Annotated in this window: 27 protein-coding genes; 12 read left to right on the top strand and 15 right to left on the bottom strand. The window is 72.5% G+C overall.

Annotated features, from left to right (window positions below):
* Positions 1 to 64: 64 nt before the first annotated feature.
* On the top strand, positions 65 to 403 hold the full coding sequence (locus tag AB0C84_RS09830; RefSeq protein ID WP_179843135.1) for a cytidine deaminase: 339 nt from the start codon (positions 65 to 67) through the stop codon (positions 401 to 403).
* Positions 404 to 421: 18 nt separating this feature from the next.
* On the opposite strand, the gene AB0C84_RS09825 is transcribed toward AB0C84_RS09830, so the two are convergent.
* From AB0C84_RS09825 to AB0C84_RS09810, 4 genes are all read right to left on the bottom strand, one after another.
* Positions 422 to 1,768 (bottom strand): hemolysin family protein, encoded by a 1,347-nt coding sequence (locus AB0C84_RS09825; RefSeq protein WP_361063418.1) that lies wholly within the window; start codon positions 1,766 to 1,768, stop codon positions 422 to 424.
* Positions 1,768 to 2,244 carry an rRNA maturation RNase YbeY gene (ybeY, locus tag AB0C84_RS09820; RefSeq protein ID WP_179843137.1) on the bottom strand — a complete coding sequence of 159 codons (477 nt, stop codon included), beginning with the start codon at positions 2,242 to 2,244 and terminating at the stop codon, positions 1,768 to 1,770. The genes AB0C84_RS09825 and ybeY overlap by 1 nt, the downstream gene beginning before the upstream one ends.
* Complete coding sequence (locus tag AB0C84_RS09815) at positions 2,241 to 3,317, bottom strand: PhoH family protein (RefSeq protein ID WP_179843138.1); 1,077 nt, start codon at positions 3,315 to 3,317, stop codon at positions 2,241 to 2,243. Before AB0C84_RS09815 ends, ybeY begins: the two co-directional genes overlap by 4 nt.
* Before the next feature lie 121 nt (positions 3,318 to 3,438).
* Positions 3,439 to 3,783 (bottom strand): histidine triad nucleotide-binding protein, encoded by a 345-nt coding sequence (locus AB0C84_RS09810; RefSeq protein ID WP_179843139.1) that lies wholly within the window; start codon positions 3,781 to 3,783, stop codon positions 3,439 to 3,441.
* A 345-nt stretch (positions 3,784 to 4,128) separates the two neighbouring features.
* On the opposite strand from AB0C84_RS09810, the gene AB0C84_RS09805 reads away from it, so the two are divergent.
* A complete protein-coding gene (locus tag AB0C84_RS09805) occupies positions 4,129 to 4,671 on the top strand; it encodes a SigE family RNA polymerase sigma factor (protein ID WP_229809879.1) in 543 nt (180 codons plus the stop codon).
* A complete protein-coding gene (locus AB0C84_RS09800; protein ID WP_179843140.1) occupies positions 4,668 to 5,348 on the top strand; it encodes a hypothetical protein in 681 nt (226 codons plus the stop codon). The genes AB0C84_RS09805 and AB0C84_RS09800 overlap by 4 nt, the downstream gene beginning before the upstream one ends.
* Positions 5,349 to 5,363: 15 nt before the next feature.
* Here AB0C84_RS09800 and AB0C84_RS09795 read toward each other — a convergent pair whose 3' ends face one another.
* From AB0C84_RS09795 to hrcA, 3 genes are all read right to left on the bottom strand, one after another.
* Positions 5,364 to 6,095 carry a 16S rRNA (uracil(1498)-N(3))-methyltransferase gene (locus AB0C84_RS09795; RefSeq protein WP_338741824.1) on the bottom strand — a complete coding sequence of 244 codons (732 nt, stop codon included), beginning with the start codon at positions 6,093 to 6,095 and terminating at the stop codon, positions 5,364 to 5,366.
* A gap of 106 nt (positions 6,096 to 6,201) precedes the next feature.
* Complete coding sequence (dnaJ, locus tag AB0C84_RS09790) at positions 6,202 to 7,335, bottom strand: molecular chaperone DnaJ (RefSeq protein WP_179843142.1); 1,134 nt, start codon at positions 7,333 to 7,335, stop codon at positions 6,202 to 6,204.
* Complete coding sequence (gene hrcA / locus AB0C84_RS09785; RefSeq protein WP_258938704.1) at positions 7,336 to 8,346, bottom strand: heat-inducible transcriptional repressor HrcA; 1,011 nt, start codon at positions 8,344 to 8,346, stop codon at positions 7,336 to 7,338.
* A gap of 203 nt (positions 8,347 to 8,549) precedes the next feature.
* On the opposite strand from hrcA, the gene AB0C84_RS09780 reads away from it, so the two are divergent.
* On the top strand, positions 8,550 to 9,362 hold the full coding sequence (locus AB0C84_RS09780) for a DUF3097 domain-containing protein (RefSeq protein WP_361063411.1): 813 nt from the start codon (positions 8,550 to 8,552) through the stop codon (positions 9,360 to 9,362).
* Between the two features lie 36 nt (positions 9,363 to 9,398).
* Here the strand turns inward: AB0C84_RS09780 and hemW are convergent, their stop codons facing one another.
* Both hemW and AB0C84_RS09770 read right to left on the bottom strand, forming a co-directional pair.
* Positions 9,399 to 10,607, bottom strand: coding sequence for a radical SAM family heme chaperone HemW (gene hemW / locus AB0C84_RS09775; RefSeq protein ID WP_361063408.1), 1,209 nt, complete (start codon positions 10,605 to 10,607; stop codon positions 9,399 to 9,401).
* Between the two features lie 39 nt (positions 10,608 to 10,646).
* Entirely contained in the window at positions 10,647 to 11,087 is a 441-nt protein-coding gene (locus tag AB0C84_RS09770) for a hypothetical protein (RefSeq protein ID WP_179843146.1), read from the bottom strand.
* Between the two features lie 170 nt (positions 11,088 to 11,257).
* Between AB0C84_RS09770 and AB0C84_RS09765 the strand changes: the two genes are divergently transcribed.
* From AB0C84_RS09765 to AB0C84_RS09755, 3 genes are all read left to right on the top strand, one after another.
* A complete protein-coding gene (locus AB0C84_RS09765) occupies positions 11,258 to 12,142 on the top strand; it encodes a hypothetical protein (protein WP_361063405.1) in 885 nt (294 codons plus the stop codon).
* Between the two features lie 190 nt (positions 12,143 to 12,332).
* The gene (locus AB0C84_RS09760; RefSeq protein ID WP_361063402.1) at positions 12,333 to 13,739 is read left to right on the top strand and encodes a hypothetical protein; all 1,407 of its coding nucleotides are present in this window, start codon (positions 12,333 to 12,335) and stop codon (positions 13,737 to 13,739) included.
* 147 nt (positions 13,740 to 13,886) lie between these two features.
* Positions 13,887 to 14,417 carry a DUF4870 domain-containing protein gene (locus tag AB0C84_RS09755; RefSeq protein ID WP_179843150.1) on the top strand — a complete coding sequence of 177 codons (531 nt, stop codon included), beginning with the start codon at positions 13,887 to 13,889 and terminating at the stop codon, positions 14,415 to 14,417.
* Positions 14,418 to 14,420: 3 nt separating this feature from the next.
* Here AB0C84_RS09755 and lepA read toward each other — a convergent pair whose 3' ends face one another.
* On the bottom strand, positions 14,421 to 16,262 hold the full coding sequence (gene lepA / locus AB0C84_RS09750; protein WP_258938699.1) for a translation elongation factor 4: 1,842 nt from the start codon (positions 16,260 to 16,262) through the stop codon (positions 14,421 to 14,423).
* A 240-nt stretch (positions 16,263 to 16,502) separates the two neighbouring features.
* Here lepA and rpsT point away from each other — a divergent pair, with 240 nt between their 5' ends.
* On the top strand, positions 16,503 to 16,772 hold the full coding sequence (rpsT, locus tag AB0C84_RS09745; RefSeq protein ID WP_179843152.1) for a 30S ribosomal protein S20: 270 nt from the start codon (positions 16,503 to 16,505) through the stop codon (positions 16,770 to 16,772).
* A 46-nt stretch (positions 16,773 to 16,818) separates the two neighbouring features.
* On the top strand, positions 16,819 to 17,355 hold the full coding sequence (locus tag AB0C84_RS09740; protein ID WP_361063397.1) for an RNA 2'-phosphotransferase: 537 nt from the start codon (positions 16,819 to 16,821) through the stop codon (positions 17,353 to 17,355).
* Here the strand turns inward: AB0C84_RS09740 and AB0C84_RS09735 are convergent.
* Positions 17,297 to 17,824, bottom strand: coding sequence for a hypothetical protein (locus AB0C84_RS09735; protein ID WP_361063394.1), 528 nt, complete (start codon positions 17,822 to 17,824; stop codon positions 17,297 to 17,299). The genes AB0C84_RS09740 and AB0C84_RS09735 overlap by 59 nt on opposite strands.
* Positions 17,825 to 17,893: 69 nt before the next feature.
* Here AB0C84_RS09735 and AB0C84_RS09730 point away from each other — a divergent pair, with 69 nt between their 5' ends.
* Together AB0C84_RS09730 and AB0C84_RS09725 are read left to right on the top strand one after the other, a co-directional pair.
* Positions 17,894 to 18,814: a LysR family transcriptional regulator gene (locus tag AB0C84_RS09730; RefSeq protein ID WP_361063391.1), complete on the top strand. Its 921-nt coding sequence runs from the start codon at positions 17,894 to 17,896 to the stop codon at positions 18,812 to 18,814.
* Positions 18,754 to 19,176, top strand: coding sequence for an SRPBCC family protein (locus tag AB0C84_RS09725; RefSeq protein WP_258938694.1), 423 nt, complete (start codon positions 18,754 to 18,756; stop codon positions 19,174 to 19,176). Before AB0C84_RS09730 ends, AB0C84_RS09725 begins: the two co-directional genes overlap by 61 nt.
* A 207-nt stretch (positions 19,177 to 19,383) precedes the next feature.
* On the opposite strand, the gene AB0C84_RS09720 is transcribed toward AB0C84_RS09725, so the two are convergent.
* Positions 19,384 to 19,929, bottom strand: coding sequence for a helix-turn-helix domain-containing protein (locus AB0C84_RS09720; protein ID WP_361063387.1), 546 nt, complete (start codon positions 19,927 to 19,929; stop codon positions 19,384 to 19,386).
* Between the two features lie 79 nt (positions 19,930 to 20,008).
* Here AB0C84_RS09720 and AB0C84_RS09715 point away from each other — a divergent pair, with 79 nt between their 5' ends.
* Positions 20,009 to 20,413 carry a nuclear transport factor 2 family protein gene (locus AB0C84_RS09715; RefSeq protein ID WP_361063384.1) on the top strand — a complete coding sequence of 135 codons (405 nt, stop codon included), beginning with the start codon at positions 20,009 to 20,011 and terminating at the stop codon, positions 20,411 to 20,413.
* A gap of 130 nt (positions 20,414 to 20,543) precedes the next feature.
* Here AB0C84_RS09715 and holA read toward each other — a convergent pair whose 3' ends face one another.
* From holA to AB0C84_RS09700, 3 genes are all read right to left on the bottom strand, one after another.
* Positions 20,544 to 21,497 carry a DNA polymerase III subunit delta gene (holA, locus tag AB0C84_RS09710; RefSeq protein WP_258938691.1) on the bottom strand — a complete coding sequence of 318 codons (954 nt, stop codon included), beginning with the start codon at positions 21,495 to 21,497 and terminating at the stop codon, positions 20,544 to 20,546.
* A gap of 114 nt (positions 21,498 to 21,611) precedes the next feature.
* A complete protein-coding gene (locus AB0C84_RS09705; RefSeq protein ID WP_361063380.1) occupies positions 21,612 to 23,633 on the bottom strand; it encodes a ComEC/Rec2 family competence protein in 2,022 nt (673 codons plus the stop codon).
* Positions 23,634 to 24,259: 626 nt separating this feature from the next.
* Positions 24,260 to 24,970 carry a ComEA family DNA-binding protein gene (locus AB0C84_RS09700; protein ID WP_361063377.1) on the bottom strand — a complete coding sequence of 237 codons (711 nt, stop codon included), beginning with the start codon at positions 24,968 to 24,970 and terminating at the stop codon, positions 24,260 to 24,262.
* Positions 24,971 to 25,023: the final 53 nt, after the last annotated feature.

The raw sequence follows: 25,023 nt of genomic DNA, 5'->3' as shown, positions 1-25,023 counted from the left end.
ACCCGGCTCGCGGACCGCCGAGCCGCCCGCCCGCCTGGCCGCGGAGGCCCGTACGCTTGGGGGCGTGAGCGAGCTGAACGCCGAGGACGCGAAGATCATCACCCTGGCCAGGTCGGCGCGGGCCCGGACGGGCGCCGCCGAGGGCGCCGCCGTGCGCGACGAGACGGGCCGTACCTACTCCGCCACGAGCGTGGACCTGCCGTCCCTGAAGCTCTCGGCGCTCAAGGTCGCCGTCGCGATGGCCGTGTCCAGCGGCGCCGAGGACCTGGAGGCCGCCGCCGTCGTCACCGCCGCCGAGGCGGCCGACCCCGCCGACGTCGCCGCCGTCCGCGACCTCGGCCCCAAGGCCCCGGTCCTGCTCGCCGGGCCCGACGGCGCCGTCCGCGACACCGTCCGCGGCTGAGACCGCCGGCGGCCCGCGTCAGCGGGAGTGGTCCGAGGCCGCCCGGCTCCCGGCGTCCGGGGCCGGGGCACCGAGCCGCCGCACCAGGACGGTGCCGACCCGGTTGCGCCGCCCGGCGATCGTCTCGGCCTTGAGGGACAGCACCGGGCCGTTCTCGCCGGTGGAGGCGTCGTTCGTGGCGACCTCGGCGGTGGAGCCCTCGATGGGGACGCGGCCGAGGGCGTGCGCCAGCAGGCCGCCCACCGTCTCGACGTCCTCGGCGTCGATCTCCACCTCGAACAGCTCGGCGAGGTCCTCGACGGGCAGGCGGGCGGTGACGCGGGCCGCGTCGCCGGAGAGCCAGGTCACCGGCGGGGTCTCCACGTCGTACTCGTCGGTGATCTCCCCGACGATCTCCTCCAGGATGTCCTCGATGGTGACCAGGCCCGCGGTGCCGCCGTACTCGTCGATGACGATCGCGACGTGGATCTGCCGGGCCTGCATCTCGCGCAGCAACTCGTCGATCGGCTTGCTGTCGGGGACGTAGGTGGCGGGCCGCATGACCGAGTCGACCGTCTCGACCGACTCGCCCTCGCGGTGCTCCTGGCTGCGCCGGACGACGTCCTTGAGGTAGGCGATGCCGACGACGTCGTCCTCGTTCTCGCCGACGACGGGGATGCGGGAGAAGCCGCTGCGCAGCGCCAGCGACATCGCCTGCCGCAGCGTCTTCGTGCGCTCGACGAACACGATGTCGGTGCGCGGCACCATCACCTCGCGGACGAGGGTGTCGCCCAGCTCGAACACCGAGTGGATCATCTCCCGCTCGACCGGCTCGATCAGGCTGCGCTGCTCGGCGAGGTCGACCAGGTCGCGCAGCTCCGCCTCGGAGGCGAACGGGCCCTCCCGGAACCCCTTGCCGGGCGTGAGCGCGTTGCCGAGCAGGATCAGCAGCCGGGGCAGCGGCCCGAACACCCGGGTCACCGGATGGATCACCGCGGCGCCCGCCAGCGCGATCCGGTCGGCGTGCTGGATGCCGAGGGTGCGCGGCCCCACCCCGATCGCCACGTAACTGACGACGATCATGACGGCGGCGGCCGTGACGTAGGCGCGCCACGTCTCGTCCAGCCAGGAGATGCACAGGTCAGCGACGATCACGGTGGCGACCAGCTCGCAGCCGATCCGCAGCAGCAGGACCATGTTGACGTAGCGGGCCGGGTCGGCGACGACCTCCGCCAGCCGCCTGGCGCCGCGGCGCCCCTCCCGGACGGCCTCCTCGACCGTGACCCGCGACACTCGGGCGAGCGCCGTCTCGGTTCCGGCCAGCAGGCCCGCCAGGACGACCAGGCCCACGGCAAGGGCGGACAGCCACGCCTGCGTGGTGCTCATCAGCCGCCGCGTTTCTCCCGCCAGGAGGTGAGGAGCTCGGCCTGCAGGCCGAACATCTCCCGGTGCTCCTCCGGCTCGGCGTGGTCGTAGCCCAGCAGGTGCAGGATGCCGTGCGCGCACAGCAGTTCCAGCTCCTGCGCCGTGCCGTGCCCGGCCTCCCGCGCCTGCTTCTCGGCGACGGTGGGGCACAGCACGACGTCGCCGAGCAGCCCCGGGTCGGTCTCGCCGTCCTCGTCGGCGCCGCCGGACATGTGCCCGGGGCGCAGCTCGTCCATGGGGAACGACAGCACGTCGGTCGGGCCCGGCTCGTCCATCCACTTCTCGTGCAGCTCGGTCATCGCGGCCTCGTCGACCAGCAGCACCGACAGCTCCGCCAGCGGATGGACGCGCATCCCGTCGAGGACGTGCCGGGCCAGGTCGGCGATGGCCTTCTCGTCGACCTCGGCGCCCGACTCGTTCAGCACCTCGATGGTCACTGCCGCCCCCGCTTGCGGGGACCGCCGCGCGCCGCGCCCTGCTTGAACTGCGGGACCTGCTTCTCGTCGAACCGGTTGTAGGCGTCGACGATCTCGGTGACGAGCTTGTGCCGCACGACGTCGCGGCTGTCCAGCCGGCAGAAGTGGATGTCCTCGACGCCGTCCAGGATCTCCTGCACGACGCGCAGCCCGCTCAGCTGCCCGTTCGGCAGGTCGACCTGGGTGACGTCGCCGGTCACCACGACCTTCGACCCGAACCCGAGCCGGGTGAGGAACATCTTCATCTGCTCGGGCGAGGTGTTCTGCGCCTCGTCCAGGATGATGAACGAGTCGTTGAGGGTGCGCCCGCGCATGTACGCCAGGGGGGCGACCTCGATGGTGCCGGCGGCCATCAGGCGCGGGATCGAGTCGGGGTCGACCATGTCGTGCAGCGCGTCGTACAGCGGCCGCAGGTACGGGTCGATCTTCTCGTAGAGCGTTCCCGGCAGGAAGCCGAGCCGCTCGCCCGCCTCGACCGCGGGACGCGTCAGGATGATCCGGTTGACCTGCTTGTCCTGCAGGGCGCGGACGGCCTTGGCCATGGCGAGGTAGGTCTTGCCGGTGCCCGCCGGGCCGATGCCGAACACGACCGTGTGCTTGTCGATCGCGTCGACGTACCGCCGCTGGTTCAGCGTCTTCGGGCGGATGGTCCGGCCCCGGCTGGACAGCACGTCCAGGGTGAGGACCTCCGCGGGACGCGCGCCGCCCTCGCCCCGCAGCATCGCCAGGCTGCGCTCGACGGCGTCGGGGGTGAGCTGCGTGCCGCCCTTCAGCAGTTCGAGCATCTCGGTGAACAGCCGGGAGACGAGATCGGTCTCGCTCCCCGGGCCGGTCACGGTGATCTCGTTGCCGCGGACGTGGATGTCGATGTCGGCGCCGAACGCGTGCTCGATCGCGTGGAGCAACTCATCCCGGGAGCCCAGCAGGCTCACCATCGAATGGTCGTCCGGCACCACGATCTTGATCTGCGAGCGCGAGCCTGTCCGGTCGTCGCGCCCCGTGCGGGTTGCCCTCGCGTGAGTTGATTCGACCATCAGCCGGGCCTTGCGGCCTTCGGACCTGCCTTCTGTCTGCTCCGGGTGTCCTGGTGTACCGGTTCCATCGTACTGGCGACCCCCGACACACCGCCGCCGCATTTTCCGCGCGGCGGGCGACTCAGCCGGGCGGCCAGTTCAGGCCACGCCCGCCCAGCAGGTGGGCGTGCACGTGGAACACCGTCTGGCCCGCCTGGGAGCCGGTGTTGAACACGACCCGGTATCCGGTCTCGGCGATGCCCTCGTCGGCGGCGACCTCATGCGCCTCGCGCATCATCTCGGCGAGCAGCTCGGCGTCGGAGGCGGCGAGCTCACCGACCGTCGGGTGGTGGTCACGCGGAATGACCAGCACGTGCGTCGGCGCCTGGGGGTTGATGTCGCGGAACGCCACCGTCCCCGCCGACTCGCGGACGATCGTGGCGGGCACGTCCCCGGAAACGATCTTGCAGAACAGGCAGTCGGTCATCTGTCTCCCCTCGCGGCGGTCCGCGACCGCCCCGAAATCCTATCGGGCCCGCGCCGGCGTGGATCACGACCGGCCGCGCCGGATAGAGTTCTCATCGATCGACTCCCGGTAGCGGTCGGCATTTCGACCGGCCACTGGCTAAGGTTGTCAGCTCAGGCGGAACCCCCCGGTTCGCAAGGCGTTGCGGCACATCTCGCTTCCGGCGGGAACGCCCGGATCACGCCGGTCGAGCACGACCGTCCGAATGGACGGCGGGGGGTCGGCAAAGGCGGCGGATAGGTGACCGAGGCAAACCAGGACATGCCCTTTCGTAAACCGAACGACGAGGGTGCGCGTCCAACTGACGTGACCGAGACCCTCGTGGCCAGGGGCACGGCGGGCGCGGTGGCCGCCGCCTGGGACGCCGATCAGGCGGTGACCGCCCTCTACAGCGCCAACTACCGTTCGCTGGTGCGCCTGGCGGCGATGCTCGTCCGGGACGCGGGGACGGCCGAGGAGGTCGTGCAGGACGCGTTCGTCGCGATGCACGGCGGCTGGCGCCGGCTGCGCGACCCGGACAAGGCCCTGTCGTACCTGCGCCAGTCGGTGGTCAACCGGTCGCGATCGGTGCTCCGGCACCGCGCCGTCGTCGAGAAGTACGCCCCCAAGGGCCTGCCCGACGCGCCGAGCGCGGAAGCCGGGGCCATCGGGGAGCTGGAGCGCTCGGCGGTGATCGACGCGCTGTCCCGGCTCCCCGCCCGCCAGCGGGAGGCTCTCGTCCTGCGCTACTACGCCGATCTGTCCGAAGCGGAGATCGCCAGCGCGATGGGCATCTCCCGCGGCGCCGTGAAGAGTCATACGGCGCGCGGCATGACCGCGCTACGCAACGTCCTGGAGCAGTTCTCATGACCACCGACCCCCACGACGAGCACGGCGAGATCCTCCGCCGCGCCCTGCACGCGGAGGCGGACTCGGTCAACCCCGCGGGCGACGGACTGGAGCGCATCCGGTCCCGCATCGCCGACGGGCGGCGCCGCCGGTTCGGCCTCGGCCGCTTCGGTCCGGCGCGCTTCGGGTTCGACCGGTTCACCGTGAACTGGGCGCGCCCCCTCCTCGCCGTGGCCGCGGCCGTGCTGATCGCCGGGCTGGGCGTGACGGCGCCGCAGACGATCGACATGATCCAGCAGTCGGTCGGCAGCAACAGCCAGTCGGGCGACGGGGGCGACGACACCGCAGGCGACCGCACCGGCCCCGGGATCGACCCCGAGTTCCCGGCCCCGTCGTCGCCGGGCGGCAGCGCGTCCGGTACGCCGAGCACCCCGCAGACGCCGAGCACCAGTTCCTCGCCGGGGCTGTCGTCGTGCCGCCTCCCCTCCCCGGGGGCCTCGGCCGGCTCGACCGCCACGCCGACGCCGGCGACCACGCCGTGCCCGAGCGAGACCCCGACGCAGGCTCCGCCCACGACGCCGGCCCCGCCCACCTCCACGACGCCCGTGCCGCCGAGCAAGCCCACCGAGCAGCCGACGCCGTCCGAGACGAGCGAGCCCGCGGTGACGACCGAGCAGGGCCCCGCCACCACGCCGTGACGAAGCCCGCCGGCGCTACCAGCGGCCGGTGGCGGCCAGAAGCACGCTGGCCGCCGCGACGCCCGCCGTCGAGGTGCGCAGGACGGTCGGGCCGAGCCGCGCAGGACGCCCGCCCGCGGCGCCGAAGCGTTCCAGCTCGTCCTCGCTGATCCCGCCCTCGGGGCCGACCACGAGGACGATGTCGCCCCGCGCGGGCGGCTCCACGGCGCTCAGCGGCGCCTCGGCCTCCTCGTGCAGGACCAGGGCCAGTGACGCGCCGGCGATCCGCTCGGCGACGTCCTCGGTGGACTCCAGCTCCGCCACCTCGGGCAGCCTGCTGCGCCGCGCCTGCTTGCCGGCCTCGCGGGCGGTCGCGCGCCAGCGCCCGAGGGCCTTGTCGCGGCGCTCCGGACGCCAGCGGGTGACGCAGCGGGACGCCGACCACGGGACGATCTCGTCCACGCCGACCTCGGTCATGGTCTCGACCGCGAGCTCGCCCCGGTCGCCCTTGGGGAGGGCCTGGACGACCACGAGGCGGGGCGCGGGCGGCGGCTCCCGGTGCCGGGCCCGCACGTCCAGCGTGAGGGACGCCCGGTCGGCCGCGGCGACGACGCACTCGGCCAGGAGGCCCTCGCCGTCGGTCAGGTCGACCCGCTCCCCCGGCCGCAGCCGCCGCACGGCCGCCGCGTGCCGTCCCTCGGGCCCGTCCAGCAGGACGCGGTCTCGCTCCAGCGCGTCCGTCCCGGCGAGAAAGACCGGCGGGCTCACCCGAGCCGTCCGAGGGACGCGGAGTCCCGGCCGACGTCGCCCATCCCTGCCACCGTGCTCCTCAATCGCCGCGGCGGCCCTCCCGGTAGGCCGCCGCCACCTCGCTTCAGTGCTGGTTGAAGACGTCCTTGAGGCGGGAGAACACGCCGCGCTGCCCGGGGGCGAACCTGCCGGGCGGGCGCTCCTCGCCGCGCAGCACCGCGAGCCGCCGCAGCAGCTCCTCCTGCTCCTCGTCGAGCTTGTGCGGCGTCTCCACGTTGACGTGGATCATCAGGTCGCCGCGGCCGCTCTCGTTGAGGTGCCGGACGCCCCGGTTGTAGAGCGTGATGACCTGCCCCGACTGCGTGCCGGGCTTGATGTCGACGCTCTCGGCGGCGTCCAGCGTCTCGATGGTGACGCTGGTGCCGAGCGCCGCCGCCGTCATCGGGATCTCGACCGTGCAGTGCAGGTCGTCGCCCTCCCGCTCGAAGATCGCGTGGGGCTTCTCCACGATCTCCAGGAACAGGTCGCCGGGCGGGCCGCCGCCCGGGCCCACCTCGCCCTCGCCGGCGAGCTGGATGTGGATGCCGTTCTCCACGCCGGCCGGGATCTTGACCTTGACGGTGCGCCGGGTGCGGACCCGGCCGTCGCCGGAGCACTCGGTGCACGGGTTGCGGATCACCGATCCGAAGCCGCCGCACGCCGGGCACGGCCGCGCCGTCATGACCTGGCCGAGGAACGAGCGCTGGACCTGCTGCACCTCGCCGCGGCCGTGGCACGTCTCACACGTGTCGGGGTGGGTGCCGGGCGCGCAGCCCGACCCCTCGCAGGTCGTGCAGGCCACCGCCGTGTCGATGGACAGCTCCCGGGTGGTGCCGAACGCCGTCTCCGCGAGGTCGAGCTCGACCCGCAGCGTCGCGTTGCGGCCGCGCCGGGCGCGCGACCGCGGGCCCCGCGAGGTCGCGGTGCCGAAGAAGGCGTCCATGATGTCGCTGAACGGGAACCCGGCGCCGCCGAACCCGCCGGCGCCCGCCCCGCCCGCGGACGCGAACGGGTCCGCGCCGAGGTCGTACATCTCGCGCTTCTTGGGGTCGGAGAGCACCTCGTAGGCCTGGGTGATCTCCTTGAACCGCTCCTGGGTCTCCGGATCCGGGTTGACGTCCGGGTGGAGTTCCCGCGCGAGCCGGCGGTAGGCCTTCTTGACCTCGTCGGCGCTGGCGTCCCGCCGGACGCCCAGGGTCGCGTAGTAGTCGTTCGCCACTTACGACCCCGCCAGGATCTGTCCCACGTAGCGTGCCACTGCCCGTACCGCTCCCATCGTGCTGGGGTAATCCATGCGTGTCGGCCCGAGCACTCCCAGCCGGGCCAGAGTGAGGTCGCCCACCCCGTAGTCGGCGGCGACGACCGAGGTCGACTTGAGCCCCAGGTCGGGGTTCTCGGTGCCGATCCGCACCGTAACTGTAGAGGAGTCGCCGGTCTCGCCGAGCAGCCGCATGAGGACCACCTGCTCCTCCAGCGCCACCAGCACCTCCCGCAGGCTCTGCGAGAAGTCCACGGCGGCGAGGTTGGCCGCCCCGGCGAAAACGATCTTCTCCTCGTGCTTCTCGACGAGCGTCTCCAGCAGCACCGACAGCACCGCCGCCGCGACCGGGCGCTCGTCCGGGCCCACCTTGTCGGGCAGGTCCGCGACGGCCGCCGGGACCTCGCCGAAGCCGAGCCCGTCCAGGCACGTGTTGAGCAACGCCCGCAGGTGCCCGATCGATTCCTCGGAGATCTTCCCGGTCTCGATGACGCGCTGCTCCACCCGGCCGGTGTTGGTGATCAGGACGAGCAGCAGCCGCCCCTCCGCGACCGGGACCAGCTCCACGTGCCGCACCGCCGAGCGGGTCAGCGACGGGTACTGCACCACCGCGACCTGCCGGGTCAGCTGCGCGAGCAGCCGCACCGTCCGGCCGACGACGTCGTCGAGGTCGTACGCCCCGGACAGGAACGTCTCGATGGCGCGGCGCTCGGCGATCGACAGCGGCTTGATCGTGGAGAGCCGGTCGACGAAGAGCCGGTAGCCCTTGTCGGTGGGGACGCGCCCGGCGCTGGTGTGGGGCTGGGCGATGTAGCCCTGCTCCTCCAGCACCGCCATGTCGTTGCGGATGGTCGCGGGCGAGACCCCGAGGTTGTGCCGGTCGGCCAGCGCCTTGGAGCCCACCGGCTCGTTGGTGGAGACGTAGTCCTCGACGATGGCGCGCAGGACCGCTAGTTTCCGGTCGTCCAGCACGATGTCACCTCCTTCGTCGGGCCGGCCGTGCTACTGGCACTCCATGCTTTCGAGTGCCAAGTCTACGGCCCGGAAGGCCCGGCTGGAGCGCCCCCTCGTTCTCCGCATGGCTGCGTGATCCTACCCGGCGGGCGGAACGGCGCCACGCCGAGGAACGCGGGGCGCCGCCGCGCGGGCGTCCCGCCCGGTTAATGTGCGGACCTGTGCGGAGTAAGAACTACGGAAACGACGTGCTGGGCGGCGACTGGCGCAGGCCCCGCAAGGGGCAGATCCCCGAGGTCCCCGCCGAGCCGGGCCTGGTCGCCGAAGACCCCGACAGCGGTTTCTGCGGTGCCGTGGTGGGCTGCGACAAGTTCGGCGTCACCCTGGAGGACCGGTTCGGCAAGCGCCGGGTGTTCCCGCTGACCAGGTCCGGGTTCCTCATCGACGGCAAGCCGGTCACCCTCGTCCGGCCGGCCGCCGCGCCCGCCGGCCCCGCGCGGTCCGCCTCGGGCTCGATCGCCGTCCAGGGGCTGAGGGCGCAGGTCGCCAAGGAGAGCCGCATCTACGTGGAGGGCCTCCACGACGCCGAGCTGGTCGAGAAGATCTGGGGCCACGACCTCCGCGTCGAGGGCGTCGTCGTCGAGTACCTCGAAGGCGTCGACGACCTGCCCGCGATCGTCGACGAGTTCGCCCCCGAGGAGGGACGGCGGCTCGGCGTCCTGGTCGACCACCTCGTGGAGGGGTCCAAGGAGTCCCGGATCGCCGCCCAGGTCACCTCGCCGTACGTCCTCGTCGCCGGTCACCCGTTCATCGACATCTGGGAGGCCGTCAAGCCCGCGGCCGTCGGCATCCGCGCCTGGCCCCGCATCCCCCGGGGCATCCCCTGGAAGGAAGGCGTGGTCGCCGAACTCGGCTGGGGCGACGACACGGGCGCCGCCTGGAAACGCATCCTCGGGTCGGTGAACACCTTCACCGACCTGGAACCCGCCCTCCTGGGCCGCGTAGAGGAACTCATCGACTTCGTGACGGTGTAGGCCCAGGCGTCCTTCACGCGGGTCTTCGGCGGCCGGTCAGGTCAGGGCTCGGACTACCGCGTCGGCCAGGAGGCGGCCTTTCAGGGTGAGGATGGCTCGGCCCTGTTCGTAGGGCGCGGGCTCGATCAGGCCGTCGGCAATGGCTCCGCGCGCGGCCTCGTCGTCCAGGAGGTGGGTGGGACAGCCCTGGGCGAGGCGCAGTTCGAGCATGACGCGTTCGATGTGCCGGTCCTCGTCCGTGAGGATCTCCCGGGCGTGGGCGGGGGTGGTGCCCTCGGCGAGACGGGCGGCGTAGGCGGCGGGATGCTTGACGTTCCACCAGCGGGTGCCGCCCACGTGGCTGTGGGCGCCCGGGCCGACGCCCCACCAGTCGGCGCCCGTCCAGTAGAGCATGTTGTGCCGGCAGGCGGCGCGCGGGTCGGCGGCCCAGTTGGAGATCTCGTACCAGTGCAGTCCGTGGCCGCTGAGCAGCTCGTCGGCGATCAGGTACCGGTCGGCCATGGCGTCGTCGTCCGGGGCGGTCAGTTCGCCGCGCCTCACCTGCGCCGCCAGGCGGGTGCCCTCCTCGACGATCAGCGCGTAGGCGGACACGTGGTCGGGTTCCGCCGCCAGCGCCGCCTCCAGGGACCCTCTCCAGTCGTCGTCGGTCTCCCCCGGCGTTCCGTAGATGAGGTCGAGGTTGATGTGCTCGAAGCCCGCCTTGCGCGTCCACTCGACGACCTGCGGGACGCGTCCGGGCGTGTGCGAACGCTCCAGGACGGCCAGGACGTGCTCGCGCGCGCTCTGCATGCCGTACGAGACGCGCGTGAACCCGGCTTCGCGGAGCTTGCCGACGTACACCTCGTCCACCGACTCGGGGTTGGCCTCGGTGGTGACCTCCGCGCCCGGGGCGAGCCCGAACTCGGCGTCGATCGCGGACAGGACGCGGCCCAGGTCGTCCGGTGAGAGGAGGGTCGGGGTACCGCCGCCCACGAAGACGGTCTCCACGGGCAGGTCCACGTCGCCGAGCACTCGCCGGGCCATCCGGACCTCGCGGATCGCGGTGTCGGCGTAGGAGTCGCGGCTCGCCCCCGGCCCCAGCTCCGTCGCCGTGTAGGTGTTGAAGTCGCAGTACCCGCACCGGGTCACGCAGAAGGGCACATGCACGTAGAACGCGAACGGGCGCTTTCCGAGCCCGCGCAGGGCACCGCCGGGCAGCGCGCCGTCGGCCGGTACTGGATCGCCGTCAGGAAGCGTCGAGGGCACCCTCCAAGTCTGCCCCTCTCCGCCGCCTGCTTCGACCGGTCAGGCGTCCCCGAGCTTGTCGCGGAGCCAGTCGGGGATGTGCTCGGCCGCGCGCGGGAAGCGGTCGAGGTCCTGGACGTAGGCGGACGGGGCCAGCGGCGGGGTGAAGTCGGGCTCGCCGTCGTAGTCGAACTCGGCGCTGAAATGGCCGGAACGCTCGACCTGGAGGCGCGCCGTGAACCAGGCGCCCTTGTCGGACCGGTACATGACGCGGCGCAGCTCGTCCATCTTCCCGACGGCCTGGCCCGGGGGCAGGGCCGTGCGGCGTCCGCCGCCGGGCCCCTCGACCTCGAAGGAGGCGCTGTCGATGCCGACCGTCGCGCGGAACTCGAAGTCGAGCCGCTGCCAGCCCGCGGGGGCGGCCGAACGCAGCGCGCGCACGGCGCCGTTCACCGTCTCCCGTTCCTTCTCGGAACGCAGAACCTGCTCGGGGTGGGTCACGCTGCCTCCGCGAGGTCGGCCGGGTTCGGTTGATCAAGGCACGGTACCCGTCCGACCGTACCGGCATCGGCGCCCATGCCAAGCAGCCGCCGCCGTGTCGCGGCCGACCGGCGCGACTTGCGCCGCCGACCGCCTGAGGAGCCGCAACGAATCCGGATAAGGTCGTCCGGATGCGAAATGAGGGTGCGACCGGCCGGGGACGAGCGCCCGCGCGGGTGCTGCTGCGCGGCGAGCCGGACGGCTGGCATTGGGTGCTGGTGGACGACGCGGGCGCCGAGCGCCGCTCGGACTTCGCCGGCGCGGGGACGCGCTGGTCCGCGGGCGGCCGGTCCGATCCGGAGCCGGCGTGGTGGCGCCGCAGGCTCGCCGAGACGGCCGACGGGCTGCGGGAGGCGGTCGCCGAGCGGCTGACCGACGCGACGTTCCGCGAGTTCGGCACCGAGGCCGCGATCACCTGGTTCGCGGTCGCGGAGCCCGTCGAGTGGGAGGGCATCGTCACCCTCCGGGAGGCCGACCCGGCGCGGTTCCCCGGCCGGGTGCCGCCGTTCGTGGTCACGCTGGAGCCGGGGCGCGGGGCGCTGCTGCCGGACGCGAGCCTGCTGTTCTCCACCCGCGCCGCGGACGCCTGGACGACCCTCGCCGCGATCGCCGAGCGCTGCGGCACCCTCCCGCCGAAGTCGTCGTTCCTGTGCGGGTGGGCCGGGCACCGCAGCGTCCGGGTGGGGCGCGGGACGCTGGCGCTGTCCACCGGCCGGAGCGACGACGGCGTCGAGCGGCTCGCGCAGATCTGCGGGACGCGGACGGCCGGCTGGAGCGGCAACCCCGAGATGCGGTTCCGGCTCGACGGCGTCGACCTGCTCGACGAGCCCGCCGGCGACGTCGTCGCGCTGCTCCGGGAGCTCGGCCACGAGATCGTCACGCGCGGCCGCTCCGTCCGGCTGGCGGCCTCCGGGCTCACCCTCCACGCGCCCGACGGGCCCGGCGAGGCGGAGCGGTTCACCGGTGTGTCCCTCGGAGTGCCGGCCGCCCTGTCGCCGCTGTGGGCCGGTTCCTGACGCGCTGATCCCCGGCCCGCTGATCCCTGACGCACGCTGATCCCTGACGCACGCTGATCCCTGACGCACGCTGATCCCTGACGCACGCTGATCCCTGACGCACGCTGATCCCTGACGCACACGGAGCCGACACCCACGGGGGACCGTGCCGTCACCGGAACGCAACCGCGGCCGCCTAGGTTCCCCGATCATGAGAAGCCGCGCGCGCCATGCCGTGCTCGCCGTGACCGGCGCCGCCCTCGCCGGCGCTCCCCTCGCCCTCACCGTCTCCCCCGCCCGCGCCGCCGGCACGCCCGGCACGATCAACGTCCATCGCGGCGGCCCCGCACGGTCGCTGCCGTTCACCGCCCGCCGGGACGGGGAGGCGATGATCTCCTTCACCGCGTCCGCCCCGGGCGTCTCCTGGGTCCGCGAGGGCGCCGAGTCGGCTGTCGTGTCGATCGCCCTCGACGGGCGCCCCGTGACCGACCTCGTCGTCCCCTCGTCCGACCCGGTCCCCCGCAGCCTCGGGCTCGGGCGCGTCGGGAAGGGACGCCACAAGGTGACGCTGCGGTTCGCCAAGGGCAGCGCGCCCGCCGCCCGCCGCGTCACGCTCCGGCGTCCCGCGGTCCGCATGCCGGAGGCGGACGCGCTCGCCCTGCGCCACGCGCCCGTCGTCGTCGGGCGGACGGGCTGGCCGCTCGGCGACCCCTACCAGAACGCGACCACCGACACCCCGCTGGTCGCCTGGCACGAGACCCGTCCCGCCGCCGCCCCCGGCCACAAGATCATCGAGTACTCGGTGGTGTGGAGCAACGAGGACGGCGGCACCGACACGCCCGCGCTGATGGCCCGCTGGGGCCGGACGACCGACATCGAATGGATCTACCGGGTCGAGGTCGACGCGTCCGGCGGGCGCGTGGACGGCACCGCCGTCTACCAGGCGCCGATGCACCTGACCCTGAAGTTCACGGGCCGCTACGAGGGCGACCACCCCGTCCTGCAGACCTGCACCCAGAACAACAACATGTGCGACGTGATCTCGCCGGACCCGCCCCTGCGGTTCCTGCTGGACGCCTCCGGCACCCGCCCGGACGGCCGGGCCCGCGAGTTCGTCATGGACCGCGAACCGTGGACCTACCGGATCGCGGCGCAGGAGATGCTCCGCGAAGGGAAGATCGAGAACCCGTCCGATCCGGCGACCCGCGAGGTCGGCGACCAGCGGACGTACCTGTTCGTGGAGTTCGCCAAGACGACGGGCACCGCCACCGGGTCCGGGTCGGTGCCCGGGGTCGCGCTCGGGGTCCGGCTGAAGTCCGACCCGTCCCGGCTGTACCGCTCCGACCACGGCGAGCCGACCTGGTCGATCGACCGCGACGGCGCCGTCGCCACCACCGTCGAACTGCCCGAGGGGACGAAGGTCTCCGACATCGCGAGCATCGAGGCCCTCCGCCGTCCCACCGGAAACGGGGACAACGGCGCCCCGGCGACGGTGACGTCCATCAACCGCGGGTTCTTCCTGGACGACTCGTTCCTGCCGCAACCCTCGTCGGTCGAGTGGAAGGGCTCGGTCACGCTCACGCAGGCGAACCCGTCCGCCGTCCTCTGGCGTCCCTGACACCTCACCGGGCACCGCGATGGGGCCCGTGGCGCGAAACGGCCACGGGCCCTTGTTCATAGGGAACCCGGGCGAACTCCGCGCGCGTCCAAGGAGTCATACACTTCGCCAATAACTTGCATAGCGACCCCGGAGAGGACGTCCGCCATGGCCTACGGGCAGCCCCCGTCGCCCGGCCAGGGACAGCAGCCCCAGTGGCAGCAGCAGCAGGCCCCCTGGCAGCAGCCCGGAAACGCCTGGCAGCAGCCGCAGCAACCGCAGGGCGGCATGGGCTGGCAGCAGCCGCCGCCGGGCGGGAACAACCCCCAGGGCGGGAACGACACCGCCCAGATCCCCGGCCACTTCGGGCCCGTCACCGACGACGAGAAGACGTGGTCGCTGATGGCGTACGTGGGGCAGTTCCTCGTCGGCGCGATCGCGCCGGCCGTCGTCTACCTCGGCAAGGCCCGCTCGCCGTTCGTGCGCCGGCACGCCGCGCAGGGCCTCAACATGGGCATCGCGGCGATCGCCGTGTGGTTCGTCTTCGGGCTGCTGTCGCTGGCCGTCGACGTCCTCATCTGGGTGCCGCTGCTCTTCACGGCCGTGCAGATGTTCTTCCTGGTGTACGCGGGCCGGGCCGCCAACCGCGGCGAGTTCCGGCGCGTTCCGTCCGCGGTGGCCTGGCCCCTGCTGAAGTAGCCGCTACTTCTTGCCCCTGTCGGCGTCGCCGCCCCCGGTCGAGAGGGCGGCGACGAAGGCCTCCTGCGGGACGTCCACCCGCCCGATGGTCTTCATCCGCTTCTTGCCCTCCTTCTGCTTCTCCAGCAGCTTGCGCTTGCGGGAGATGTCGCCGCCGTAGCACTTGGCGAGGACGTCCTTGCGGATGGCGCGGATGTTCTCGCGGGCGATGATGCGGGCCCCGACCGCCGCCTGGATCGGCACCTCGTACTGCTGCCGCGGGATCAGCTCCTTGAGCTTGGCCGTCATCATCAGGCCGTACTCGCGGGACTTGTCCTTGTGCACGATCTGGCTGAAGGCGTCCACCGACTCGCCCTGCAGCAGGATGTCGACCTTCACCAGGTCGGACTCCTGCTCGCCGCTGGGCTCGTAGTCGAGCGAGGCGTACCCGCGCGTCTTGGACTTCAGCTGGTCGAAGAAGTCGAAGATGATCTCGGCGAGCGGCAGCGTGTAGCGGATCTCGACGCGGTCCTCCGACAGGTAGTCCATGCCGAGCAGCACGCCGCGGCGGCCCTGGCACAGCTCCATGATCGCGCCGATGTGCTCGGACGGGGACAGCAGCGTCGCCTTCACCACCGGCTCGTACACCATCCCGATCTTGCCCTCGGGGAACTCGCTGGGGTTGGTGACGACGTGCTCCGACCCGTCCTCCATCACGACCCGGTACACCACGTTCGGCGCGGTCGAGATCAGCGAGAGGTCGAACTCGCGCTCCAGCCGCTCCCGGACGATCTCCATGTGCAGCAGGCCGAGGAAGCCGCAGCGGAACCCGAACCCGAGCGCCGCCGACGTCTCCGGCTCGTAGACCAGCGCGGCGTCGTTCAGCCGCAGCTTGTCGAGCGCGTCGCGCAGCTCGGGGTACTGGTCGCCGTCCACCGGGTACAGGCCGGAGAACACCATCGGCTTCGGGTCGCGGTAGCCGCCGAGCGCCTCGGCGGCCTTGCGGGACACGCCGGTCACGGTGTCGCCGACGCGCGCCTGCCGGACGTCCTTCACCCCGGTGATCAGGTAGCCGACCTCGCCGACGCCGAGGCCCTGCACGGGCTTGGGCTCCGGGGAGATCACGCCGACCTCCAGGGTCTCGTGCGCGGCCCCGGTCGACATCATCAGGCTCTTCTCGCGCCGCGACAGGTGCCCGTCCATGATCCGGACATAGGTGACGACGCCCCGGTAGGTGTCGTACACCGAGTCGAAGATCAGCGCCCGCGCGGGGCCGTCGGGGTCCCCGACCGGCGCCGGCACCTCCTGGACGATCTTGTCGAGCAGCTCGCGGACGCCCTCGCCCGTCTTGCCCGACACGCGCAGCACGTCCGAGGGGTCGCAGCCGATGATCCCGGCCAGCTCCCCGGCGTACTTGTCCGGCTGCGCCGCCGGGAGGTCGATCTTGTTCAGGACGGGGATCAGGTGCAGGTCGGCCTCGAGCGCCAGGTAGAGGTTGGCGAGCGTCTGCGCCTCGATGCCCTGCGCCGCGTCCACCAGCAGGACCGCGCCCTCGCACGCCGCGAGCGAGCGCGACACCTCGTAGGAGAAGTCGACGTGGCCGGGGGTGTCGATCAGGTTGAGGACGTGGTCGACGCCGCCGGACGTCCAGGGCAGCCGGACCGCCTGGCTCTTGATCGTGATGCCGCGCTCGCGCTCGATGTCCATCCGGTCGAGGTACTGGGCGCGCATCTGGCGCTCCTCGACCACTCCGGTCAGCTGCAGCATCCGGTCCGCGAGCGTCGACTTGCCATGGTCGATGTGCGCGATGATGCAGAAGTTGCGGATGATCGCGGGATCGGTCTTGTCAGGCTGGGGCGCTGGCACCGGGGTCCGTTCGCAATGCTCACAGGTGGACAGGGATCTGTGCCTCCCATAGTCCCATGTTCCGCGCGATGCTCCGTGCACGGTCCGGTTTGGGCCGGGCCCCGGTGGTTGGTAGGCTGTGCGACTGCGTGTGGCGTAGCGTCGTGCCCCGGGGGCACCGTCCCGCCCCCGTTCAGACATTCGTCAGCGCCTGCCGATACGCGCAGGCCCAGGATCGCGACCAAGCTGAGGCTCTACGACGTGGCTAACATCAAGTCCCAGATCAAGCGCAACAAGCAGAACGAGAAGGCCCGCCTGCGCAACAAGGCCGTCAAGTCCGAGCTGAAGACGGCGATCCGCAAGTTCCGCGAGGCCGCCGAGGCCGGCAACGTGGACGACGCCGTCGCCGCGCAGCGGTTCGCCGCGCGCAAGCTGGACAAGGCCGCCAGCAAGGGCGTCATCCACAAGAACCAGGCCGCCAACCGCAAGTCGGCGATCGCCAGGCAGGCCGCCGCCCTGCAGGCCAAGTAGGACCGCACGCCCGGGGCCGGCCGCGCGCCGGCCCCGACGCATGTCCATGGACGAGCGCCGCGCGGTCAAGATCTCCAAGTATCTGGCCAAGCACCTGCGGCACCGCCCCGAGCGGATCGGCCTCACGCTCGATCCCGGGGGATGGGCCGACGTCACCGACCTGCTCTCAGCCGCCGCGGCGCACGGTTTCGCGCTGACCCGCGCCGAACTCGAGCACGTGGTGGCGGTCAACGACAAGAGGCGCTACGAGCTCGCCGGGAACCGGATCCGGGCCGTCCAGGGCCACTCGGTCCCCGTCTCGTTGAACCTGCCGGTCACGCCCCCGCCGGAACTGCTCTACCACGGCACCGTGCGCCGTTCCGTCGACCCCATCCTGCGGGAGGGCCTGCTGCCCATGGGGCGGCACGCCGTCCACCTGTCCCCCGACCGTGAGACGGCTCAGCACGTCGGCGCACGGCGCGGCGCCCCCGTCGTCCTGACCGTCCAGGCCGGGCGGATGGCGGCCGACGGTCACGCGTTCCGCGTCAGCGCGAACGGCGTGTGGCTGGTCGACGCGGTTCCTCCGGAATATCTGAGCGAATGACCTCCGCGGCGCCCCAGTCGGGAACGTGCCGCACCCATTCCGGCCCTTCCTTCGGACCGAACAGGTACCGGTGCGGGACGATCTCACGAATGGCGCGGTGCACGTCCAGCCGGTCGTCGATCATGTGGGTGATCCCGAGTTCCGCGCAGTGCCGCGCCTTGTCCTGCCGCTTCCGGCAGAACCGCACGTTGCCCCGCGGCAGACCCGTCCGCCCGTAGAAGTCGTGGTGGTCGAGCCAGGCCAGCGTCCTTTCCCGCACCCGGTCCCCGCACTTGGAGATGATCCAGGCCCGTCCCCCGAAGGCCTCGATCAGGCCGGGCAGCACCTCGTAGACGCCGTCCGTCGCGGGGGACGCGAGGGCCTCCTCGAAACTCCCGTCGAGGAACGCGGTGTCGTCCTCACCCGGAGCCCTGAGCCCGCCATGAATGACCCGGCCGAAATCGACGCCGAGTCGCGGTTCGATGTTCATGCCCCCACCCTCGGCGCGAGCGCCCTAAAACAGAACTATCAATCACCCTCACAGCTATAGTCCGTGCCTATGGACCTGAGCCGCCTGTCCACGGACGCGCTCGCCTCGTTCGCGGTCTTCGCCGACCATCTCAACTTCACCCGCGCCGCCGAAGCACTCCACATCTCCCAGCCCGCCCTTCACGTCAAGGTGCAGAAACTCGCCGACACCCTGGGCCGTCCCCTCTACACCCGGCACGGGCGCCGCCTGGCCCTCACCCCCGCCGGCGAGCAGGTCGCCCGCTTCGCCCGTGACCTCGACGCCCGCATGACGGCGTTCCTCGCGGACGTCCACGGCACGTCCCCCTCCCGCGTCCCGGCCCTGGCCGCAGGCGAGGGCGCCTACCTCTACCTCCTCGGCGGCGTCGTCCGCCCCGGCATCCGCCTGATCAACGGTGACCGCGCCCGCACCCTCGCCGCCGTCCGCACGGGCCGCGCCGACCTGGGCGTCGCCGTCCTCGACGTGCTGCCCGCCGACATCACCGCCGTCCCGCTGGCGTCCTATCCCCAGACGCTCGTCATGCCGGCCGGCCACCCCCTCGCCGCGCGGCCGCACCTCACCCTCGCCGACCTCGCCGGCGCCTCCCTCGTCGTCCCGCCTCCCGAGGGCCCGCACCGCATCACCCTCGAACGCGCCCTGCGCGCCGCCGAGGTGCCCTGGTCGCTGGCCGTCGAGGCCTCCGGCTGGCCCCTGATGCTGCACTTCGCGTCCCTCGGCGTCGGCCTCGCCGTCGTCAACGGCTGCGTCCCCCCTCCCCCGGGCCTGGCGGCGCGCGAGATCATCGACCTGCCCGCCGTCCCCTACTACGCTCTCCACCTGCCGGGCAGGGCCGACGACCCCCTCGTCACCGACCTCCTGACCGCCGTCCGCGCATCGCTGAGGAGCACGCCGTGCACTTCGAGACCTCCGTCGACATCGACGCCCCGCCCGAGACCGTCTGGAACCTCCTGAAGGACGTCGAACGCTGGCCCGACATGACCGCCTCGATGGACCGCGTCGAGATCCTGGACAGGCCCTTCGCCCTCGGCAGCCGGGCCCGCGTCCACCAGCCGAAACTCCCCGCGACCGTCTGGACCGTCACCGCCTTCGACGAGAACGGGACCTTCACCTGGGAGTCCCGCTCCACCGGCGTCACCACGACCGGGGCCCACGAGATCACCCCCACCCCCGACGGCGGCTGCACCGTCCGCCTCACCCTCGACCAGAAGGGCCCCCTGGCCCCCCTCTTCGCCCTCCTGGCCGGCCGCCTCACCCGCCGCTACGTGACGATGGAGGCCGAGGGCCTGAAAGCCAAAGCCGAACCCACCCGCTGAAGGACTGCCTGGCAGCGACCGGCAACCCGCCGCAACGGCCGCCATCGCCGGGTGGGTTCAACACCGCACTTCGCAGCACGGCCCCCGAAGAGCGGGCCCTCCGCGGTTGTCCCGCCGTGTGCGCGGCTGCTCGACCACGACCGAGCGTGACGGTGTTGCCCTCGCCACGAATGGAGGGCGCAGGCCTCGGCGGAACCGAACCAGTCGTCAAGGAGAGGGGCGAAGGCCGGCGAGCATGAGGCCGAGCGTCCGCTGGCGCAGGTCGGCGTCCCAGCCGCCGTGCAGCGCGCCCTGACATGCGCTGACCAGCAGCGCCATCACCTCGTCGAGCCGAATCCTCGCGGCCACCGCACCCGACTCCTGCCCGCGCGCGAGCAGTTCTCCCACCGCGTCGCTCAGCGATCCGAGCGGCCCAGTGATCGGCACTTCCGTCCCCTCGGCCGCGAGCAGGTTCACGACCGCCCGGTTCGCGGCGGTGCGTTCCACGAGCCGCGCGACGAACTCGAACAGCGCGCCGGCGGGGTCCTCGCTCGCGACGAGCTCCGCCGCGTCGTCCGTGACCTGCTGCAACAGCCGTTTCATCAACGCCCGCAACAGGTCGGCCTTCGTCGGAAAGTGCCGGAACACGGTCCCGATGGCCACCCCCGCCCGCCGCGCCACCTCCTCCGTCGACGCGTCCGGCCCGGCAACGGCGAACACCTCCTCCGCCGCCTCCAGGATCCGCTCCCGGTTACGCCTCGCGTCCACACGCATCCGCCGACCTCCCCACTGGACAACATGAGTCCCGACTCATTATCGTCCCTTCATGAGTCATCACTCATCTTAGGAGCCGGTGACCACCACACCACGTGACCTGTTCCAGCAGATGCAGCAGCGTTGGCTCGGCCACCCGACCACTCACATCGGCGATCTCCTCGCCGACGACGCCGTCATCGAAACCCCGTTCGCACCCCCGGGCCAGCCGACCAGATTCGAGGGCAAGCGACAGTTCCTGGAGTTCACCGCCCCGCAGCGGACCGCGTTCCCCGTCCGGTTCGACGACTGCCGCACCATCGCCGTCCACGACACCCGCGACCCGAACACGATCGTGGTGGAGTACGAACTGACCGGCACGAACACCAACACGGCCAAGCAGTCCACGGCCACATTCATAGCCGTCCTCACAGCACGCCAAGGCAAGGTGGCCCTATGGCGCGAATACCAAAACACCCTGGCCATCACACAGGCCCTCACCTAACCCCAGCCAAACCCTCAAGCCCGAGGGGTGGCCCGTTCTGCAGCAGGCGCGGGGGCCGTGGGCGTCGGACGTGGCTTGGTGGCTGGGGTGATCGTGGTGGGTGTTGGCGGTTTTGGTGGGACGCGGCGGGTCAACCGCGGGCCGCGACGATCCGCGCGACAGTCTTCTCCAGAGCGTAGGCAGGGTCGGCGGCACCGCCCTTGACCTCCTCGTCGGCCTCGGCGACAGCGGTCAACGCCCGCGCGACCCCATCACCAGACCAACCCCGCAACTGCCTCTGAACACGATCGATCTTCCACGGCGGCATGCCCAGGTCCTTGGCCAGGGCCGCTCCTCGCGCGCCGCGGGGTGCACCGCCGACCTTCGCCAGTCCCCGCATGCCCTGGGCGAGCGCGCTGACGATCAGGACGGGCGCCACGCCCGTCGCGAGGGCCCAACGGAGCTGCTCGAGGGCCTCGGCGAGCTGCCCCTCGATCGCCTTGTCCGCCACGGTGAAGCCGCTGACCTCGGCGCGTCCCCGGTAGTAGCGGGCGATGGCCGCATCGTCGATCTTGCCGCCGGTGTCGGCGACGAGCTGGCTGCAGGCCGCGGCCAGCTCGCGCAGGTCGTTGCCGACGGCCTCGATGAGCCCCCGCGCGCCGTCCGCCGAGATCTTCCCGCCCGCCTTGCGGATCTCGCTCCGGACGAAGTCGACCCGCTCACCGGCCTTGGTGACCTTCGGGCACGCGATCTTGCGCGCCTTGAGCTTCGTCAGCCCGTCCACCAGCGCCTTGCCCTTGGCGCCGCCGGGATGGACGGCGACGAGCACGACGTCCTCCGCCGGAGCCTTGGCGTACTTCAGCACCTCGGCCGTCAGGTCCTTGCCCAGATCCTGCGCCGACCGCAGCACCAGCACCTTCCCGCTGCCGAACAGCGACGGCGACGTCAGCTCCGAGATGCGACCGGGCTCCAGCGCACCGGGCGCCAGATCGATGACCTCGATCTCTGGATCCCCCGCCCGCACGGACGCGACGACGTCCCCGATCGCCCGCTCCACGAGCAACTCTTCGTCACCGACGACCAGAATGATGGACTCAACCGACACCCCTGCAGCATGCCACGCCGCACCCACCCCTGCGCCCAACCGCAAGGATCCCCCACAGCAGTTGATGAGCGGACGATGGAGCGTCGACCCTGCCCGGCTCGCGTGTCTGGCGGGTCAGTGGCGGGGGATGGTGGTGAGGCCGGATGGGGTGCGGGCTATGGCTATGTCGCCTTCCTTGTCGGTGCGGTGAGTTTGGATGTGGAGGCGGCGCAGGAGGGCGAGGGTGGTGGCGGACGGGTGGCCGTAGTCGTTGTGGGCGCCGACCGAGATCAGGGCGATGGACGCGTGGGCGGCGGCCAGGAAGGCGGGGTCCTGGCTGCGTGAGCCGTGGTGGGGGACCTTCAGCACCTGGACACGGGGGACGCTCCCTTCGAGGACGCGTTGTGCCTCCAGTTCCACGTCGCCGGAGAGGAGGGCGCTGAAGCCCGGCTTGCGGGCGACGAGGACGACGCTCGCGTTGTTGATCGTGGTGCCGTCGTCCTCGGGCGACAGGGCGGGGGCGGTGGTCAGCGGGGCGAGGACGGAGAGGGTGAGGTCTCCGACGCGCCACTGCTGGCCGGTCGCGGCGGGATCGGCTCGGAGGCCGGAGGTGTGGCGCGCCTCGCGGCCCGAGGTGCGGGGCGTGATCAGCACCTCGCGGACGGTGCGGCCGTGGCGCACGCCGGAGATGCCGTTGATGTGGTCGGCGTGCGGGTGGGTGAGGACGAGGAGCGGGACGTCGGTCACGCCGAGGCGGTGGAGGCAGCGGTCCACCGGAGTGGGGTCGGGGCCCGCGTCCACGACGACGGCTTGGCCGGGGCCTGCCGACAGGGCCAGGGCGTCGCCTTGCCCGACGTCACAGGCGACCATCTGCCAGCCGGGCGGCGGCCATGAAGGGGCGATGACGCGCAGGGCGACGACCCCGACGAGGACGCCGATCATGGCCGCGGCCGCGATGAGGCGGAGGCGGTGGCTGCGCAGGGCCAGGGCCGCTGCCCCGGCGCCGAGGAGGAGCGTGGTGGCGCCCAGGGCACCGCTCGCCCAGGGGATCGTCGCGTAGGGCAGCGACTCGGCAGTGTGCGCGACCCAGATGATCCAGCCGACGGCCAGGCCGGCGGGCCACACGATCACGCGCGCGAGTGGCAGGGAGAGCGGCGCGGTGACCGTGGCGAGGGCGCCCAGGATGGTGGCGGGGGCGACGGCCGGGGCGGCGAGCAGGTTCGCGAACACGGAGACGACGCCGACCTCTCCGGACAGCATCACCAGGACGGGTGCGACGGCCACCTGGGCGGCGGCCGCGACGGCGAGGGCCGCCGCGAGCGGGCCCGGCATCCGGCGGGCGAGCCGCTCGCGCCAGCGCGGGGCCAGGACGAGCAGACCGGCCGTCGCGAGAGCCGACAGCGCGAACCCGTAGGAGCGCGCCAGTTCCGGGTCGATGAGGACGAGGAGCAGCACCGCCGCGGCCAGGGCGGGGAGGCCCTGGCGCTGCCGTCCGGTGAACAGCGCGAGGAGGCTGATCAGGCCCATGACGGTGGCCCGGAGGACGCTCGGTTCGGGGCGGACGACGACCACGAACGCGCACACCGCGAGGACGGCCACGGGTGGGGCGCGGCGCCGTCCGAGCCCGGCGAGGCGGCACAGCCCGAGCACCGCCCCGATGACGATCGCCAGGTTCGCGCCGGAGACCACGAGGAGGTGGGTGAGCCCGGCGGTCCGGAACTCCTCCGCGAGTTCCGGGTCGAGGCGCGAGGTGTCGCCGACGACCATCCCCGGAAGTACGGCGCGCTTGTCGGGCGGAAGCCGCGCCACTGCCGCTCGCAGCTTCGCCCGCACGTGCTCCGCGGCGCGCTGGATCTTGGACGGCGGCCCAAGGAAGGTCGGCGGCCCGCGCACGATCACGACCGCGGCGAGCAGATCGGGGCCCCTGGGCGGCACGAAACGGCCGCGGAGCCGCACGCGCATGCTGGGAATCGAGCGGAGCCAGCGGGGATCCGCGGCGATCAGAAGCACCGGGACCCGGACCTTGCTCCGCTCGACGGCCTCCGCACGTGCGCGAATGATGATCATCGGCCGGCCGTTCCCCGGCTTCGCCTGCGGGTCCCCGGTCACCACGGCCTCGGCCGTCGCGGATCGCCCCGCGCGAGCCAGGTCACGCACGGGTCCCGTGCCGACCGCGGTCGTCCGCAGCGCCACCCCGCAGGCCGACGCCGCAGCACACGCCAGCGCCGTCCCCGCAAGAAGCCGCCACGCACCACCCGATCGCCGCGCCAGGCCGCCCTCCAGCCCCCACGCGGTTGGAAGAAGCCGGCCGAAAAAGCGTCCACTCCGGTCCATGACCGCCCGCCGCCCACCACCTCCATCCAGCCGACTCGTGGGCGCAGAAGGCTGGCTGAAGAAGCGTCCACGCCGACGAACGGTCGTCCGCCCCGCGGTGCCGCCATTTGGGTGGTGGTTGGGTGTGGAGTGCTGATTGTGAGGGCTTTCAGGGCGGCTGGTGTTTATGTGCTGGGCGGGGCTTGTTTGTGGGCTTTGTGTGGGGGTGGGGGGCTCGTCGAGAGGGCCTTCTTGATGGCTGGCGCTCGCGTCTCGGGGCGTGTTGTCGTTCGGGGGGTGCGTCGCGGATGGGGGGCTTTCGAGGGTTGGTCGGTGGGTGGTCAGGAGGTAGAGGGACGCGGCGGCGGTGGTGGCTGCCAGGACGTAGATGAGGGGCTGGGGCAGTCCCAGGGTCGCGGCGGCGGCTAGCCAGGTGGCGAGGGCCGGGACGAGGAGGCGGAGGTCGTGGGTCATACGCGCACCATCGTCTTCAGGTCGGCGAAGCGGTGGGCGCCGATGCCGCTGACGTCCTGGAGTTGCTCGACGGAGCGGAAGCCGCCGTGCTGGGTGCGGTAGGCGACGATGCGCTGGGCGAGGACGGGCCCCACGCCGGGGAGGTCGTCCAGTTGGTCGGGGGTGGCCGCGTTGAGGTCGAGCGGGGCGCCGGGCGCCCCCGGGACGGTCGTGGTCGCGGCGCCGGGCGGCGGCGGCGGTGACGGTGCGCGGACGCCGACCGGGATCTGTTCGCCGTCGACCAGGGGGCGGGCCAGGTTGAGGGTGCCGGTGTTCGCGCCCGGACGGACGCCGCCCGCGGCCTTGATGGCCTCGGCGACGCGGGAGCCGGGCGGCAGGGTGACCACGCCCGGGTGCCTGACCTTGCCGAGGACGTGGACGAGCGCCGGGGAGGACGCCGCGGCCGCCGGGCTGGCCGACAGGGTGGGGCGCGGTTCGCTGAGGGAGGCGGTCGCCGCGGGGGCCGCCGTTTGGGGGCGCGGCCGGGCGAGCCAGAGGTATCCGGCGGCGACCAGGGCGGCGAGCACGCCGACGAGGATGAGCATGCGGACGTGGGAGCGGTCGGGCGTGGCGCGTAACCGGGCCGCCGGCGGAGCGTCGTCCGGGGCGGAGGGCGGCTTCCAGCGGCCCGTGAGGGTGTGCAGGCGGTCTTCGGTGTCGGGTCTCATGGAGCCTGACGTTAAGGAGGCCGGGCGGGCGGGAGCGTGGGGTTGGGAAAGTG

This window comes from Actinomadura sp. NPDC048955 (assembly GCF_040649435.1).
GTDB classification, from domain to species: domain Bacteria; phylum Actinomycetota; class Actinomycetes; order Streptosporangiales; family Streptosporangiaceae; genus Spirillospora; species Spirillospora luteofluorescens.
The sequence above is the reverse complement of the archived record's forward strand: the minus strand, read 5'-3'. Positions and strand labels throughout refer to the sequence as shown.